Raw genomic sequence first — 13227 nt, forward strand, 5'->3', positions numbered from 1 at the left:
AGCGCAGGCCCGTAGCCTCGAACACGTCGGAACCGCCGTGGTTCCGCATCCACTTCGAGGAGACAATCCCCATGTCGTTTTTGACCAGTCCGGATTTCTGGATTGCCCTGTCGCAGATCATCCTGATCAACATCGTCCTGAGCGGCGACAACGCCGTCGTCATCGCGATGGCCTCGCGCTCGCTGCCGCCGGCCCAGCAGAAGAAGGCGATCCTGTTCGGCAGCATGGGCGCCATCGTGCTGCGCGTGGTGCTGACCTTCTTTGCGGTCTACCTGCTGACGCTGCCCTACCTCAAGCTGGTGGGCGCCGCGCTGCTGTTCTGGATCGGCATCGGCCTGCTCAAGGGCGACGACGGCGAAGAGAACCTGGAAGGCCATTCGAGCCTGGCCGCGGCCATCAAGACCATCGTGGTCGCCGACCTGGTCATGAGCCTGGACAACGTCGTCGGCGTCGCTGCCGCGGCCAAGGGCAATGTTCCGCTGCTGGTGTTCGGCCTCGTGATCAGCATTCCGCTGATCATCTTCGGCAGCACGCTGATCCTCAAGCTGATGGACCGCTTCCCGATCATCATCACGCTCGGCGCCGCCCTGCTGGGCTGGGTGGCCGGCGAAATGGCGATGTCGGATCCGTCGATTGCCGGCTGGGCCGCCAGCCAGCATGCGCTGCACACGATCGTGCCCGCGATCGGCGCCATCTCCGTCGTGGCGATCGGCAAGTGGCTGACCAGCCGGCAACAGCAGCCGGAACCCGCCAACCAGTCGGCCTGAAGCAGGTGTCGGCGTGAGACAGCGCATTCTGGTCCCCATCGACCCGACCGAGCCGGCCCGCACGCGCTCGGCCATCGAGCAGGTCGTGCGCATCTGCCAGCAGGAGTCGGCGGCCGTGCGGCTCTTGCGGGTGCAACCCGTGGTCTCCGGCCACGTCGCGATGTTCTTCGATCCGCAGGAGCTGCGGGAACTGCAGCAGAACGCGGGCGCCGAGGAACTGCAGTTCGCGCAGAACCTGCTCGCGATGTCGGGCGTGTCCTGCAGCAGCACCGTGGCGATCGGCCGCAGCGCAGAGACCATCGTTGCGGCGGCGCGCGACTTCGGCTGCGACCGCATCGTCTTCGGCCGCGACGAGCCCAGCCTCGCGGGGCGCATCTTCGGCTCGCTCGCGCAGCAGGTGCGCCAGCTGCTCGGCGCGAGCGGCGACCTGCAGGTCATCGGCTCCTGACGCGCGGCGGCGGCGCCGGCAAGCGCCCCGCCGTCACGTCAGGATGCGTCTTTCTTCGCCATCCTCGTCCAGCGCAGGTCGGTGTGCCGGCCGGCGTATTCGCGGTCGATCTCGTCGATCAGGACATCGGCGTTCTTCGGGTCCACCGCCGCCAGGATCGCATCGATCTATTTCTTCATGCGTTGCTTTCTGTTGGAGTCGCTTCCTGCGGTGCGCCCTCGTGGCCGCGGCGCGCGCGCTCGCTGCGCGTGCGGTCGAGCGCGGCATGGCTTCTCCTGGCGGCCGCCTCGCATTTTTCGTGCAGCTCGGCCAGTTCCTTGTCCGTGAGCTTCTCGATGCCCATGAACTCGTCACCGGCGTTCGATGACCGGATCAGCTCGTCGAGCTTGGTCTGAAGCGCCGCGCCATCGCGGTTCTGCGTGTTCTGGATCAGGAACACCATGAGGAACGTGACGATGGTGGTGCCGGTGTTGATGGTCAGCTGCCAGTTCTCGGAGAAATGGAAGAAGGGCCCCGCCGCCGCCCAGGCAACGACCAGCGCGACACAGATCAGGAATGCGATCGGACTGCCGGCCGCGCGCGCCGTGGCATTGGCGAAGGATGCGAAGAACTTGTCCATGTCGCGCAGCGTGCTGCGTTGGCAACCGCAGGGCGTCATCCTTCGTCGATAAAGAGAGTTTGAATTTTTCCCTTGCGCTTGTGAGACGGCAGCCGGCGGGTAGGAAAGTACCGACCTTTCGGAACCCTCGACTGCCTGGCCATTCCTTCGGGCACCCGGGCGAAGCGCATCGGCGCCATGCACGGCGGCGGCAACGTGCTCGTCCTGCTGCTGTTCGTTGCGGGCTTTCTGCTGCGCGACCGCGACTATGCGCCTCAGCTGAGCCAGATGGCCTGGTCCGTCGCGTTCAGCTTCTCGCACTGGTCCTTCATGAGCGCGATCAGGGGCGAGACCACCACCGTCTGCCGCGGCGCGATGGTGCGCGAGAGCCTGATGAGCGGCGGCTATTGGGATCGGGATGGCGAATCGGGCCGGGTCCGCAGGCGAACATCGGGTAGCCCTCTTTTCACTCGTCCAGAGCGGCATCCCTGCGCGTTCGCGCCAGCAGGCTGCGCACCGAGGACTCGAGCTCGCGCAGCTGGATCGCAATGTCGTGCAGCTGCTCGGCAAGGGTGGTGAATCCGGCCGGGTCCTCCGTCCTGGCGGCGGCCGGGCGTGCCGGCCTGTGCGAAGCTTCCGGGCTGACGGCGTGCATCAAGGCGGCGAGGCTGGCCGCGGCGCCGCCGGCTGCATGGCGAAGCGCGTCGACGGCCTGGTCGACCTGCGCGTCGCGCCTTGCCATGGCATCCGCCACGGTGCCGCGCCAATCTTCCAGTGCGCGAGGCTCCTTGCCGAACAGGTTGTCGATCTCCTTCATGGCCTCGATTTTGTCGGAGAACGGGGTTCACATCATCCATGGCCGTCGACGGCTCTCGAACAGCCTTGGCTTAGGATGCGCCGATGCTCCTTTCGCAACTTCCGGCGGATCGCCCCGAAGGGCGCCTTTCTTCATGAGGCCCGCCGGCCCCGTCGCGAGACTGCTCTGGCGCGTGCTGGCGCTGGTGTTCGTCGCCCTCGGCCTGATCGGCGCCTTTCTTCCCGTTCTTCCGACGGTGCCGTTCCTGCTCGCGGCCGCCTGGGCCGCCGGGCGCGGCTGGCCCGCGCTCGAACACCGGCTGCTCGCGCATCCCCGCTATGGCGAGTACATCCGCCAGTGGCGTCTGAGAGGGGCAGTGCCCCGCCGCGCGAAATGGACCGCGACGGCCATGATGGCGCTGAGCTCGGCCGTTCTGCTGGCCACCGCCGCCCCCATCGCCGTGAAGATCGGCGCGCCGGTGTTCATGGCGGCCGTCGCGATCTGGCTGTGGAGCCGGCCCGACAACTGATCGTCAGACGACCTCGGCCGGACCGGTGAGCACGCGCTGGTACTTGCCCATCGCCTCGGATTCCACGCCGAGCCAGCGCGCCACCTGATCGAGCGTGGCGCCCCTGCGCAACTGGCGCAGCGCGAAGGTGTGGCGCAGCAGGAAGGAGCCGCCGCCGGCCGCCTCGATGCCCGCGTCCTGGAGCACCTGCTTGGCGGCAACGTACTGCGCCTCCTTGCTCCAGGGCTTGCCGCTGCGCGTGGCCGGGAACAGGAACTCGCCCGCAATCAGCGTCTCGGCGCGTACCTTGAGCCAGTGCTGCAGCAGCTCGCCGGCCCACGGAGCGACCGGCGCCTCGCGCGCCGGCGAATTGCCGTTGCCCGGCACCGCAACCTTCCACGGCCGATCGCACCGGCCGGCCATCTGCGACGTCGGCGCATCGAGCCGCAGCAGGCGGACGTCGCCCGGCGTGAGCCCTGCGCCCAGCTGCAGGGCAACGGCCGTCCGGTTGCGCAGCGCCTGCCAGCTCAGCGCGGCCTGGGCATGCCGGTCGCCCGCCGCGCCGGGGCGTGGCCGGGCGCTCGAGAGAAAGACGATGAGGTGCCGGGCCTCGGAGACCGAGAGGAATTCCGGTAGCGGATCGGTCCGCGCCGAATCTGCGTAACGAATCTCCGGCTGCGTCGCGATCCAGTCCGCGGCGGCGGTGTTGACGGGAATGTCGTGCGTCTGTGCATGGTGGCGCAGCACCCGGTCGATCAGCCGGAGCAGGCGCAGCGCATAGCGCGGCGACAGCGACAGGTCGTCGCTTTTCATGCCGAAGCGCGCCTGCTGGAACGCCGACAGGTCGCCCTTGTCCAGCGAGGCCAGCGTCACCGCGGGCGACTGGCCGAGGCACCAGGCCGTGAAACTGCCCCACATGTCCCGGTAGACCGCGATCGAGGAGGGCTGCCGCAAGGCGCCGTTTTCCTGCTGCGCGGCCAGCCAGCTGGCAAACGCCGCCTGATGCGATTCGCCGGAGGGTTCGGGGAAGAGGGGAAGGGACGGCATAGAAATACGCTAACGGCAAGCCTTTGGATTGGAGAACAGTGCGAAGGCGGTTTTGGGGAAGGATCTGAAGGGGCAGATTGTGAATGGCGTGCCGTTAGTGTATTTGCTCGCCGAGCTCTTCTGCACCCTGCCGGCGACGCAGCAAATACCACGCGGCCGGAACAACCAGCATGCTCAGGAGCGGCGCGGTGACCATGCCACCCACCATCGGCGCGGCAATGCGCGTCATCACCTCCGAGCCAGCGCCGCTGCCAAGGAGGATGGGCAGCAGGCCCGCCATCACGACAGCCACGGTCATGGCCTTGGGCCGCACGCGCAGCACGGCGCCTTCGCGGATCGCAGCGCGCAAGGTCTGGTCGTTCATCGGCTCGCCGGCGGCCAGGCGCCGCGCCAGCGCGTTCTTGAGGTAGACCAGCATCACCACGCCGAACTCGGCCGCCACGCCGGCCAGCGCAATGAAGCCCACCGCCGTGGCCACGGAGATCGAATGGCCCATGGCCCAGACGAGCCAGAAGCCGCCGACCAGAGAGAACGGCACGGCCGCCATCACCAGCGCCGCGTCGCCGAACGACCGGAACAGCAGGTAGAGCAGCACGAAGATCACCGCCAGCGTCGCGGGGACGACCAGCTTCAGCCGCTCGGTCGCGCGCTCCAGGTATTCGAACTGGCCGGACCACGACACCGCGTAGCCCGCGGGCATCTTCACGGCGCGGCCGACAGCCGCCTGCATGTCGGTGACGGCCGAGCGCAGGTCGCGCCCGCGCACGTCCACATAGACCCAGCCCGACAGCCGCGCGTTCTCGCTGCGCAGCATCGGCGGACCGTCTTCGATGCGGATCCTTGCGACCTCGCCCAGCAGCAGTTGCGCGCCCCGGGCCGTAACGAAGGGCAGTTGCCGCAGGCGTTCGAGCGAGTCGCGGATCTCGCGCGGATAGCGCAGGTTGATCGGATAGCGTTCGCGCCCCTGGACGACCTCGCCCACGTTGTCGCCGCCGATGGCCGTGGACACCACGGCCTGCACGTCCGCCACCGAAAGCCCGTGGCGTGCCGCCGCAAGCCGGTCGACGTCGACATCGATGTAGCGCCCGCCGGTGAGCCGCTCGGCCAGCGCCGACGACACGCCGGGAACGCTCTTGACCGCCGCCTCGATCTGCGAGCTCAGCGCATCGATGGTGGCCAGGTCCGCGCCCGCCACCTTGATGCCGACGGGGCTCTTGATGCCCGTGGCCAGCATGTCGATGCGGTTGCGGATCGGCGGCACCCAGACGTTGCTGAGCCCCGGCACCTTGACGGCGCGGTCCAGTTCCTCGACGAGCCTGTCGGCCGTCATGCCCGCGCGCCATTGCGCTTTGGGCTTGAACTGGATGGTGGTCTCGAACATCTCGAGCGGCGCCGGATCGGTGGCCGTGTCCGCGCGGCCCGCCTTGCCGAACACGCGCTCGACCTCGGGCACGGTCTTGATCAGCCGGTCGGTCTGCTGCAGCAGCTGGGACGCCTTCGACACCGAAAGCCCGGGCAGCGCGGACGGCATGTAGAGCAGGTCGCCCTCGTCCAGCGGCGGCATGAACTCGCCGCCGAGCCGCATCATCGGCACCGCGGTAAGGGCCAGCAGCACGGCCGCCATCGCCAGCGTTCCCTTGGGAAAGCGCAGCACCAGGTCCAGCGCGGGCCGGTACGCCGCCATAAGCAAGCGGTTCACCGGGTTGGAAGCTTCATGCGGAATGCGCCCGCGGACAAGATAGCCCATGAGCACCGGGATCAGCGTTACCGACAGGCCCGCCGCGGCCGCCATGGCGTAGGTCTTGGTGAAGGCCAGCGGCGAGAACAGCCGCCCCTCCTGCGCCTCGAGCGAGAACACCGGCACGAAGGACAGCGTGATCACCAGCAGCGAGAAGAACAGCGCCGGCCCCACTTCCACGGACGCATCGGCCACCAGCCGCCATCGCTCGGCCACCGCGGGCGGCCGCCCCTGCGCGGCCTCGAAGGCCTCGATATGTTTGTGCACGTTCTCCACCATGACGATCGCGCCGTCCACCATCGCGCCGATGGCGATCGCGATGCCGCCCAGCGACATGATGTTGGCGTTGACCCCCTGCCAGTGCATGACCACGAACGCCGCCAGCACGCCGATGGGCAGCGCCACCACCGCGACCAGCGCCGAGCGCAGGTGGAACAGGAACACCGCGCAGACCAGCGCCACCACGATGAACTCCTCGATCAGCTTGGAGCGCAGGTTCTCCACCGCGCGGTCGATCAGCAGCGAGCGGTCGTAGGTGGGCACGATCTCGACGCCCGGCGGCAGGCTGGGCTTGAGCGCTTCGAGCTTCGCCTCGACGGCCTCGATGGTCGAGCGCGCGTTCTTGCCCGAGCGCATGACGACCACGCCGCCGGCCACTTCGCCTTCGCCGTCCAGCTCCGCGATGCCGCGGCGCATCTCGGGGCCGATCTGCACGGTCGCCACGTCGCGCAGCAGCACCGGCGTGGCGCCCGTCACCGACAGCGGGATGCTCCGGAAATCGTCGAGCGAGCGCAGGTAGCCGCGCGAGCGCACCATGTACTCCGCCTCGGCGAACTCGACGACCGAGCCGCCCGACGCCTGGTTGGCCTTCCCCAACGCCTCCACGACCATTTGCTGCGTGATGCCGAGCGCACGCATGCGGTCGGGGTCGAGCACCACCTGGTACTGCCGCACCATGCCGCCGATGCTGGCCACCTCGGCCACGTCGGGCACGGTCTTGAGTTCGAACTTGAGGAACCAGTCGTTGAGCGCGCGCAGCTGCCCGATGTCGCGCGTGCCGGTGCGGTCGACCAGCGCGTATTCGTAGACCCAGCCCACGCCGGTGGCATCGGGGCCCAGCGACGCGTTCGCGCCCGCGGGAAGCCTGCTCTGCACCTGGTTGAGGTATTCGACCACGCGCGAGCGCGCCCAGTACGGATCGGTCTTGTCGTCGAACAGCACATAGACGAACGAGTCGCCGAAGAACGAATAGCCGCGCACGGTCTTGGCACCGGGCACGCTGAGCATGGTGGTGGTCAGCGGATAGGTGACCAGATCCTCGACCACCTGGGGCGCCTTTCCGGGGTAGGGCGTGCGGATGATCACCTGCGTGTCCGAGAGATCGGGCAGGGCGTCGAGCGGCGTGTGCGCCACCGACCACCCTCCCGCGGCCACCAGGAACAGGGTCGCGATCAGCACCAGGAAACGGTTGCCGACCGACCATCGGATCAGGGCGGCGATCATTTGCCGGCACCCGATGGCAGCCGTTGAATGGAGACCAGTTCGTAGCCCATGGGGCCGCCTTCCCTGAACTCGAAACGCACCGGGTCGCCCGGCTTGATCTCGGGGAAGACACTGGGCGAGGCCTTGCCAAAGCCCATCGTCATGGCGGGCCACTGGAGCGTCGCGACCGGCCCGTGCGAAATGGTGATGCCGTCGGGCGCCACGCTCTCGACCTTGCCTTCGGCCCGGTGAGTGACCACGGCCGATGCCGAGGCGCTTGCGCCCGGTGTGGCCGCAGACGCCGCCATGTTGCCGAGCACGGAGCGAAGCCGCGCTTCGGAGTCGATCAGGAACTGGCCGCTGGCCACCACCTGCTCGCCCTCGGTCAGGCCCGAAACGACCTCGGTGTCGTCGCCCACGTCCGCGGCCGTCGACACGTCGCGCGGCTCGAAGGCGCCGTCGGTCCTGCGCACGATGACCACCGTACGCCGGCCGGTGCGGATGATGGCCTCCGAAGGCACGACCAGCCGGCTGCTCGCGGGCCCCGCCACCTGCAGCCGCAGCAGCATGCCGGGCGTGAGTTTTCCACTCCTGTTGTCGACCTCGAAGCGGGCCTTCAAGGTGCGGGTGGCGGCATTGATCTCGGGCAGGATTTCGTCGAGCACACCGTCGAACGACTGCGATGCGTCGGCCTGCACAACGGCCTTGGCCTTCTGCCCGCGCGCGAGGCCAAGCGCCTGCGCTTCCGGAATCTCGGCCACGGCCCAGACCTTCTGCAGGCCTGCGATGCGGAACAGCGTCATGCCGGGCGTGACCGCGGCGCCTTCGCGCACGCCCAGCTCGGCCACCACGCCATCGACCGGCGCGGCGAGCACGTAGCGCGCCTGCGCCGTGCCGGTCTCCTCGCTGCGCCGGATGAGTTCAGCGGGAATCGACAGGGCCCGCATGCGGTCGCGGGCCGCCGCCACGAGATCCGGCGAAACGCCCGAGCGCCTGAGCGCGAGCCACTCGTTCTGCGGCCCGAGCCAGTCGGGCGCGAAGATGGTGGCCAGGGCCTGGCCCTTGCGCACGCGCTCCATCGGTGCGCGAACCGACAGGCGCTCGACGTAGCCGGCCACGCGGGTCTGCACCGCGGCGTTGAGCCGCTCGTCGAACTGCACGGAACCGATGGCTTCGAACGATGCAGATGCTTCGGTGCGCCGCACCTTCGCATACCGGATGCCGAGGTTCTGCTGCGCGGCGGGGCTGATCTTCACGCCCGCCTCGCTGGCGGTGCCGGTGGCGTTGTCGGCATACACGGGCACGAGTTGCATGTCCATGAACGGCGACTTGCCGGGCTTGTCGAAGCGCGGGCCGGGCACCATCGGGTCATGCCAGTAAAGGACCTTGCGTCCGTCGGGCGCGGCGGCCGCGGTCGGCGCATCCGCGGCCTGGCCCGTCTTGCGGCCCAGGTAGAAGGCACCGGCGGCGAACAGCAGGGCGGCCAGCAGCGATACGCCTGCGGAGAGTTTTCGGTTCATTGCGCCACCTCGGCAGTGAGCGGCCGGAAGGCCAGCTGGGTTCGGGTCCGCGCGAGATCGCGCTGCAGCGCCAGCAGCTTGCGCTGCGCTTCGAGCTCGGCATGTCGCGCCTCGAACAGCGCGGCGAGGCTCGCCTGGTTGGAACGGTAGGCTGCCGTCGCCGCGGCCGTCCTCTGGCCGGCAGGAACGACGACACCGGCGCGATAGCGCTCGATGCGCTGTTGCAGGCGCTCGGCATCGCTCGCAAGTGCGCGGTATTCGGCGCCGGCCGCGCGGGTGGCCTCGGCCAGATCGGCTTCGGCTTTTTCGACCAGCGCCAGTTTTGCGGCGGTGTCGCGGTCCTGCCGTTCGCCAGGCGCCACGGGCAGCGGAATGCTCACGCCCACCGACACCATGTCGGCATAGCCGCTGCGCTGGCCGTAGGCGAGTTCCCAGGTCCAGTTGGGCGTGCGGTTGGACGCCGTGACCGCCGCCGCCTGCCGGGCCATTTCGACGTCGCGCTGCAGCGCGGCCACCGTGGCATGCCCGGCCGCATAGGCTTCTTCAGCGGGCACAGGAAGCTCGCCGACGGGCATCAGTTCGTCGGATGGCACACCCACCCAGCGTTCGAGCGCCACGCGTGCGGCACTCTGCTGCTGCCGGATGTCCGCCGCCTCGTCCTCCGAGACGCCTCTTGCGCCTGCCATCGCCAACGCCTCCTGGCTGCTGCCGGCGGCCGACGACAGGCGCGCACGCGAGGCTTCCAGCTCTTCGCGCGCGTGGTGTTCCGCCAGCACGGCGAGCTTCAGGGTTTCGCCGGCGTAGAAGGCGTCCAGGTACGCGAGCGCGGTCTGCAGGCGGGTCTGCGCCGCGGCCACCTGCGCCTGCACCCTTTCGCGTCCGACCGATGCATCGGCGGCGGCCTGGCGTGCCGCGCGCTTGTCGGCGGACAGCCATTCCTGGCTGATGCCGATGCGTTTCATCGTCATCGATTCGCGCGCGGTGTGGAAGCGGTCCGGCCCGGTCGCGGGCAGGTTGTCGATGCCGACGCGCAGCACGGGATCGGGAAGCTGGGCCGCGGCCTGCGCCGCCTGCGTGGCGCCCTGCACGCCGGCGCGGGCGGCGCGGGCAGTCTCGGAGCGCCGGGCGGCGAGCTCGAGCGCGGCTTCGAGGGACAGGGGCGCGGCCGTCGCAAGGCACGGCAGCAGCACAACAGCCAAGGCGGTTGCGCGGGAAAAGAAAATGGACATGGCAACTCCGCGGACGAACGAGGCAATCGCTGGCAAGCGGACGCGCCGCACCAGCACCGGTCAGTCGACGGAGGGGTCAGACGCGAAGTCTGAGGGTCGCAAGAAAAACGGGATCGGGCGGCGGATGCTGCCGCTCGGGCAGCGCCTGGCGCGGAAGCGGCTCGGCAAGCGCCGCCAGCATCAGCGGCACGGCCAGCACCTGCACGATGGCAGGCAGCGAAGGCGTGGCGTCCTTCACCGGTTCGAACGACAGCGACATGTCGGCGGCATGCTGGTGGCACAGCACCGGCTGGGCGGTGTCCGTGCCCTCGCAGGGCTCGCCCGGTGCCATCGTCATTTCGGCCGCCGATGCCGCGTCCGCCGCCCCGGGACAGACGTAGCTTGCCAGTGCCAGCTGCGAGAACAGCAGCGACAGGACCACGAGGAACGCGGTCATGCAATGTCGGGGAAGGCGGTAACCGCTCATGAGGCCCGCAGTGTATCGCCGGCAACCGATCGCCACCACCGGTGCGCTCCATTCTCTTTCGCGCGACAAAAAACTTCCGCATCGCGCAGAGGCCTGTAACCGCCGCCCTACAGGCCGCGAACTAGCAAGGGACTGCGCATTGGGCGCGGTTGCAATTTCTCAACCCATCTTTTGGAGTTCATCCATGATCAACCGTTCTTTCGCGATCACCGCTCTTGCACTGGGCGCCCTTGCCGCCGGCTCCGCCATGGCGCAGGACAAACCGATGGCCGACAAGATGGCCAGCATGGAAAAGTGCTACGGCGTCTCGATGGCCGGCAAGAACGACTGCGCCGCCGGCCCCGGCACCACCTGCGCGGGCACCGCCAAGGTCGACTACCAGGGCAACGCCTGGAAGAACGTTCCGGCCGGCACCTGCACGACCATCAAGACGCCCAAGGGCATGGGCTCGCTGGCGCCGATCAAGTCCTGATCACGGCACTGCGCACGCCGCCATGTCCGACATCCTCGCGGCCGGCCTCGGCCTCAAGCCGGAGCACTTCGAAGCCGCGTTCGGCGCGCGTGCCGAGGGCCTGTGGTTCGAGGTGCATCCCGAGAACTACATGGTGGCGGGCGGGCCGCGCATCGGATGGCTCGAAGCGATCCGCGCGCACCATCCGGTGTCGCTGCATGGCGTCTCGCTCTCGCTCGCAGGCGAGGCAGAACCCGATGCGGCGCATCTTCAGCGGCTGGCGGCGCTCGCCCGGCGCATCGAGCCCGCGCTGGTCTCCGAGCACCTGGCGTGGTCCGCATGGAACGGCCAGTACCTTCCGGACCTGCTGCCCTTTCCGCGCAGCACCGCCGCGCTGCACCGCACCGCCGCCCACATCGCGTACACGCAGGACGCGCTGGGCATGGTGATCGCCATCGAGAACCCGTCCCACTACCTGCACCTTGACGGGCATGAATGGGACGAGATCGATTTTCTGGCCGAGCTGTCGCGCCGCACCGGCTGCAGGCTGCTGCTCGACATCAACAACGTGTACGTGTCCGCGCGCAACCTGGGTTTCTCGGCTGCGAGCTGGATCGACCGCTTTCCGCAGGCGCTGGTCGGCGAGATCCATCTCGCGGGGCACAGCGCCGATCCCACGCTTGGCGATGCGCTGCTGATCGATTCGCACGATGCGCCCATCGCACCGGAGGTCTGGCAGCTGTACCAGCGCTTCGTCGATCGCGCCGGCGCCCGGCCTACGCTGATCGAGCGCGACGGCAACGTGCCGGCCTTCGAGGAACTCATGGCCGAGCGGGCACAGGCCGCGGCCGAGCTGCGTCGCGTGGCGCAAGAGGCCATGGCATGAACACGCCGCACGAACAATTCCAGCAAGCCTTTGCGCAGGCCCTGTTCGCTCCTGCAGGAGCCGCGCATCTCTCAGTGCGGGCGCTCGCCATGCAGCCCGCTTTCGCGGTGTACCGCAACACCGTGACGAAGGCCTGCATCGATGCGCTGCAGGCCAACTTCCCGACCGTTGCGCAGCTGGTGGGCGAAGAATGGTTTCGCGCCGCCGCCGCACTCTACGTGGCGGCCCATCTGCCGGGCGATGGGCGCCTGCTGCACTACGGCGGCGGCTTCCCCGATTTCCTGCGCGGCTTCGAGCCGGCCGCCGAGCTCGTCTACCTGCCCGGCGTGGCGCAGCTCGACACGCTCTGGCGCGAAGCCCATGCCGCGCAGGACGCGCCGGCCGCCGACGCCGCATGGATCGCCCGCCGCACGCCGGCGCAGATGGCGGCCCTGGCCCTCGCGCCGCATCCCGCGGCCCGCTGGGCCTGGTTCGGCGAGCAACCGGTCTACAGCATCTGGGAGCGCCATCGCCGGCCGGGCGCCGTGGGCGATGAACTGGCCTGGCGAGGCGAGGGCGCCTTGCTGACACGGCCCCGCGACACGGTGAACTGGCACGAGATCACCCAGGCCGGCTGCGCCTTCCTCGACGCCTGCGCCAGCGGCGCAAGCCTTGCCGAGGCGGCGGAGCGCGCGCTGGCGGCCGACCCGGCGGCAGACATCTCGGCCGTGTTCGCGGCCCTGTTGCGTGCCGGCGCATTCGCCGGCACTTCGGCTTCGCCTGCATCCAACGAAAGAGCACCATGAGCACCATCCCCGAGGCTTCCGCATCGATCGAAGGCAGCGACCATCGCGGTCTCCGCGCGCACTGGAACGCAATGGCCGAACGCCTCACGCGCCTGGTGGCCCACGATGCGCTGGCACTGGCCACGCGCGTGGCCGTGGCGGCCATCTTCTTCTATTCGGGCCGCACCAAGGTCGAGGGCTTCCTCACGCTGACCGACAGCGCCTACGAGCTGTTCCGCACCGAATACAAATTGCCGTTCGTGCCGCCCGAGATCGCCGCGCACCTCGCGGCCTACTCGGAGCATCTGTTCCCGCTGCTGCTGGTGCTGGGCCTGTTCACGCGCCTGTCGGCCCTGGCCCTGCTGGGGATGACGCTGGTGATCCAGGTCTTCGTCTACCCGGACGCATGGCCGACGCACCTCTCATGGGCCGCGCTGCTGCTGTACCTGGCAGGCCGCGGCGCGGGCCGCCTGTCGCTCGACCACGCGCTGGGCATTCGCTGACGCACCGGCACCCGGCCCGCGGGC

The 13227-nt window shown here is 69.1% G+C and carries 15 protein-coding genes; 8 read left to right on the plus strand and 7 right to left on the minus strand.

Translation table 11 applies throughout. The annotated features are described in order from the left end of the window. The first annotated feature begins 71 nt into the window (after positions 1–71). Positions 72–767: a TerC family protein gene (locus ACAM54_RS31920; RefSeq protein ID WP_015866313.1), complete on the plus strand. Its 696-nt coding sequence runs from the start codon at positions 72–74 to the stop codon at positions 765–767. A gap of 13 nt (positions 768–780) precedes the next feature. Next, a complete protein-coding gene (locus tag ACAM54_RS31925) occupies positions 781–1215 on the plus strand; it encodes a universal stress protein (RefSeq protein WP_369651041.1) in 435 nt (144 codons plus the stop codon). A gap of 175 nt (positions 1216–1390) precedes the next feature. On the opposite strand, the gene ACAM54_RS31930 is transcribed toward ACAM54_RS31925, so the two are convergent. Next, complete coding sequence (locus ACAM54_RS31930) at positions 1391–1834, minus strand: low affinity iron permease family protein (protein ID WP_369651040.1); 444 nt, start codon at positions 1832–1834, stop codon at positions 1391–1393. 177 nt (positions 1835–2011) lie between these two features. Between ACAM54_RS31930 and ACAM54_RS31935 the strand changes: the two genes are divergently transcribed. After that, positions 2012–2392 carry a hypothetical protein gene (locus tag ACAM54_RS31935; protein WP_369651039.1) on the plus strand — a complete coding sequence of 127 codons (381 nt, stop codon included), beginning with the start codon at positions 2012–2014 and terminating at the stop codon, positions 2390–2392. Here ACAM54_RS31935 and ACAM54_RS31940 read toward each other — a convergent pair. Next, positions 2280–2630 carry a hypothetical protein gene (locus ACAM54_RS31940; protein WP_369651038.1) on the minus strand — a complete coding sequence of 117 codons (351 nt, stop codon included), beginning with the start codon at positions 2628–2630 and terminating at the stop codon, positions 2280–2282. The two genes, ACAM54_RS31935 and ACAM54_RS31940, sit on opposite strands and share 113 nt — an antisense overlap. A gap of 133 nt (positions 2631–2763) precedes the next feature. On the opposite strand from ACAM54_RS31940, the gene ACAM54_RS31945 reads away from it, so the two are divergent. Continuing rightward, on the plus strand, positions 2764–3138 hold the full coding sequence (locus tag ACAM54_RS31945; RefSeq protein ID WP_145746874.1) for a YbaN family protein: 375 nt from the start codon (positions 2764–2766) through the stop codon (positions 3136–3138). A gap of 3 nt (positions 3139–3141) precedes the next feature. Here ACAM54_RS31945 and ACAM54_RS31950 read toward each other — a convergent pair whose 3' ends face one another. From ACAM54_RS31950 to ACAM54_RS31970, 5 genes are all read right to left on the minus strand, one after another. After that, positions 3142–4164, minus strand: coding sequence for a tyrosine-type recombinase/integrase (locus tag ACAM54_RS31950; RefSeq protein WP_369651037.1), 1023 nt, complete (start codon positions 4162–4164; stop codon positions 3142–3144). Positions 4165–4258: 94 nt separating this feature from the next. Then, positions 4259–7405 (minus strand): efflux RND transporter permease subunit, encoded by a 3147-nt coding sequence (locus ACAM54_RS31955; RefSeq protein WP_369651036.1) that lies wholly within the window; start codon positions 7403–7405, stop codon positions 4259–4261. Further along, entirely contained in the window at positions 7402–8904 is a 1503-nt protein-coding gene (locus tag ACAM54_RS31960; RefSeq protein ID WP_369651035.1) for an efflux RND transporter periplasmic adaptor subunit, read from the minus strand. The genes ACAM54_RS31955 and ACAM54_RS31960 overlap by 4 nt, the downstream gene beginning before the upstream one ends. Further along, the gene (locus tag ACAM54_RS31965; RefSeq protein WP_369651034.1) at positions 8901–10133 is read right to left on the minus strand and encodes a TolC family protein; all 1233 of its coding nucleotides are present in this window, start codon (positions 10131–10133) and stop codon (positions 8901–8903) included. The genes ACAM54_RS31960 and ACAM54_RS31965 overlap by 4 nt, the downstream gene beginning before the upstream one ends. A 76-nt stretch (positions 10134–10209) precedes the next feature. Continuing rightward, positions 10210–10569 (minus strand): hypothetical protein, encoded by a 360-nt coding sequence (locus ACAM54_RS31970; RefSeq protein ID WP_369651033.1) that lies wholly within the window; start codon positions 10567–10569, stop codon positions 10210–10212. A 214-nt stretch (positions 10570–10783) separates the two neighbouring features. Here ACAM54_RS31970 and ACAM54_RS31975 point away from each other — a divergent pair, with 214 nt between their 5' ends. From ACAM54_RS31975 to ACAM54_RS31990, 4 genes are read left to right on the plus strand one after another with little or no spacing between them, the layout of a single operon-like run. Beyond that, complete coding sequence (locus ACAM54_RS31975) at positions 10784–11071, plus strand: DUF2282 domain-containing protein (protein WP_369651032.1); 288 nt, start codon at positions 10784–10786, stop codon at positions 11069–11071. 22 nt (positions 11072–11093) lie between these two features. After that, positions 11094–11936, plus strand: coding sequence for a DUF692 domain-containing protein (locus tag ACAM54_RS31980; protein WP_369651031.1), 843 nt, complete (start codon positions 11094–11096; stop codon positions 11934–11936). Then, positions 11933–12721, plus strand: a complete 789-nt coding sequence (locus tag ACAM54_RS31985) for a DNA-binding domain-containing protein (RefSeq protein ID WP_369651030.1) — start codon at positions 11933–11935, stop codon at positions 12719–12721. Before ACAM54_RS31980 ends, ACAM54_RS31985 begins: the two co-directional genes overlap by 4 nt. After that, positions 12718–13203, plus strand: coding sequence for a DoxX family protein (locus ACAM54_RS31990; RefSeq protein WP_369651029.1), 486 nt, complete (start codon positions 12718–12720; stop codon positions 13201–13203). The genes ACAM54_RS31985 and ACAM54_RS31990 overlap by 4 nt, the downstream gene beginning before the upstream one ends. Positions 13204–13227: the final 24 nt, after the last annotated feature.

The sequence above is a fragment of the Variovorax sp. V93 genome, from assembly GCF_041154485.1.
Classification (GTDB): domain Bacteria; phylum Pseudomonadota; class Gammaproteobacteria; order Burkholderiales; family Burkholderiaceae_C; genus Variovorax; species Variovorax beijingensis_A.

Coding starts and splice junctions, on each gene's coding strand:
- ACAM54_RS31920 (WP_015866313.1), top strand. CDS start 72: ATGTCGTTTTTGACCAGTCCGGATTTCTGGATTGCCCTGTCGCAGATC.
- ACAM54_RS31930 (WP_369651040.1), bottom strand. CDS start 1,834: ATGGACAAGTTCTTCGCATCCTTCGCCAATGCCACGGCGCGCGCGGCC.
- ACAM54_RS31935 (WP_369651039.1), top strand. CDS start 2,012: ATGCACGGCGGCGGCAACGTGCTCGTCCTGCTGCTGTTCGTTGCGGGC.
- ACAM54_RS31940 (WP_369651038.1), bottom strand. CDS start 2,630: ATGAAGGAGATCGACAACCTGTTCGGCAAGGAGCCTCGCGCACTGGAA.
- ACAM54_RS31945 (WP_145746874.1), top strand. CDS start 2,764: ATGAGGCCCGCCGGCCCCGTCGCGAGACTGCTCTGGCGCGTGCTGGCG.
- ACAM54_RS31950 (WP_369651037.1), bottom strand. CDS start 4,164: ATGCCGTCCCTTCCCCTCTTCCCCGAACCCTCCGGCGAATCGCATCAG.
- ACAM54_RS31955 (WP_369651036.1), bottom strand. CDS start 7,405: ATGATCGCCGCCCTGATCCGATGGTCGGTCGGCAACCGTTTCCTGGTG.
- ACAM54_RS31960 (WP_369651035.1), bottom strand. CDS start 8,904: ATGAACCGAAAACTCTCCGCAGGCGTATCGCTGCTGGCCGCCCTGCTG.
- ACAM54_RS31965 (WP_369651034.1), bottom strand. CDS start 10,133: ATGTCCATTTTCTTTTCCCGCGCAACCGCCTTGGCTGTTGTGCTGCTG.
- ACAM54_RS31970 (WP_369651033.1), bottom strand. CDS start 10,569: ATGACCGCGTTCCTCGTGGTCCTGTCGCTGCTGTTCTCGCAGCTGGCA.
- ACAM54_RS31975 (WP_369651032.1), top strand. CDS start 10,784: ATGATCAACCGTTCTTTCGCGATCACCGCTCTTGCACTGGGCGCCCTT.
- ACAM54_RS31980 (WP_369651031.1), top strand. CDS start 11,094: ATGTCCGACATCCTCGCGGCCGGCCTCGGCCTCAAGCCGGAGCACTTC.
- ACAM54_RS31985 (WP_369651030.1), top strand. CDS start 11,933: ATGAACACGCCGCACGAACAATTCCAGCAAGCCTTTGCGCAGGCCCTG.
- ACAM54_RS31990 (WP_369651029.1), top strand. CDS start 12,718: ATGAGCACCATCCCCGAGGCTTCCGCATCGATCGAAGGCAGCGACCAT.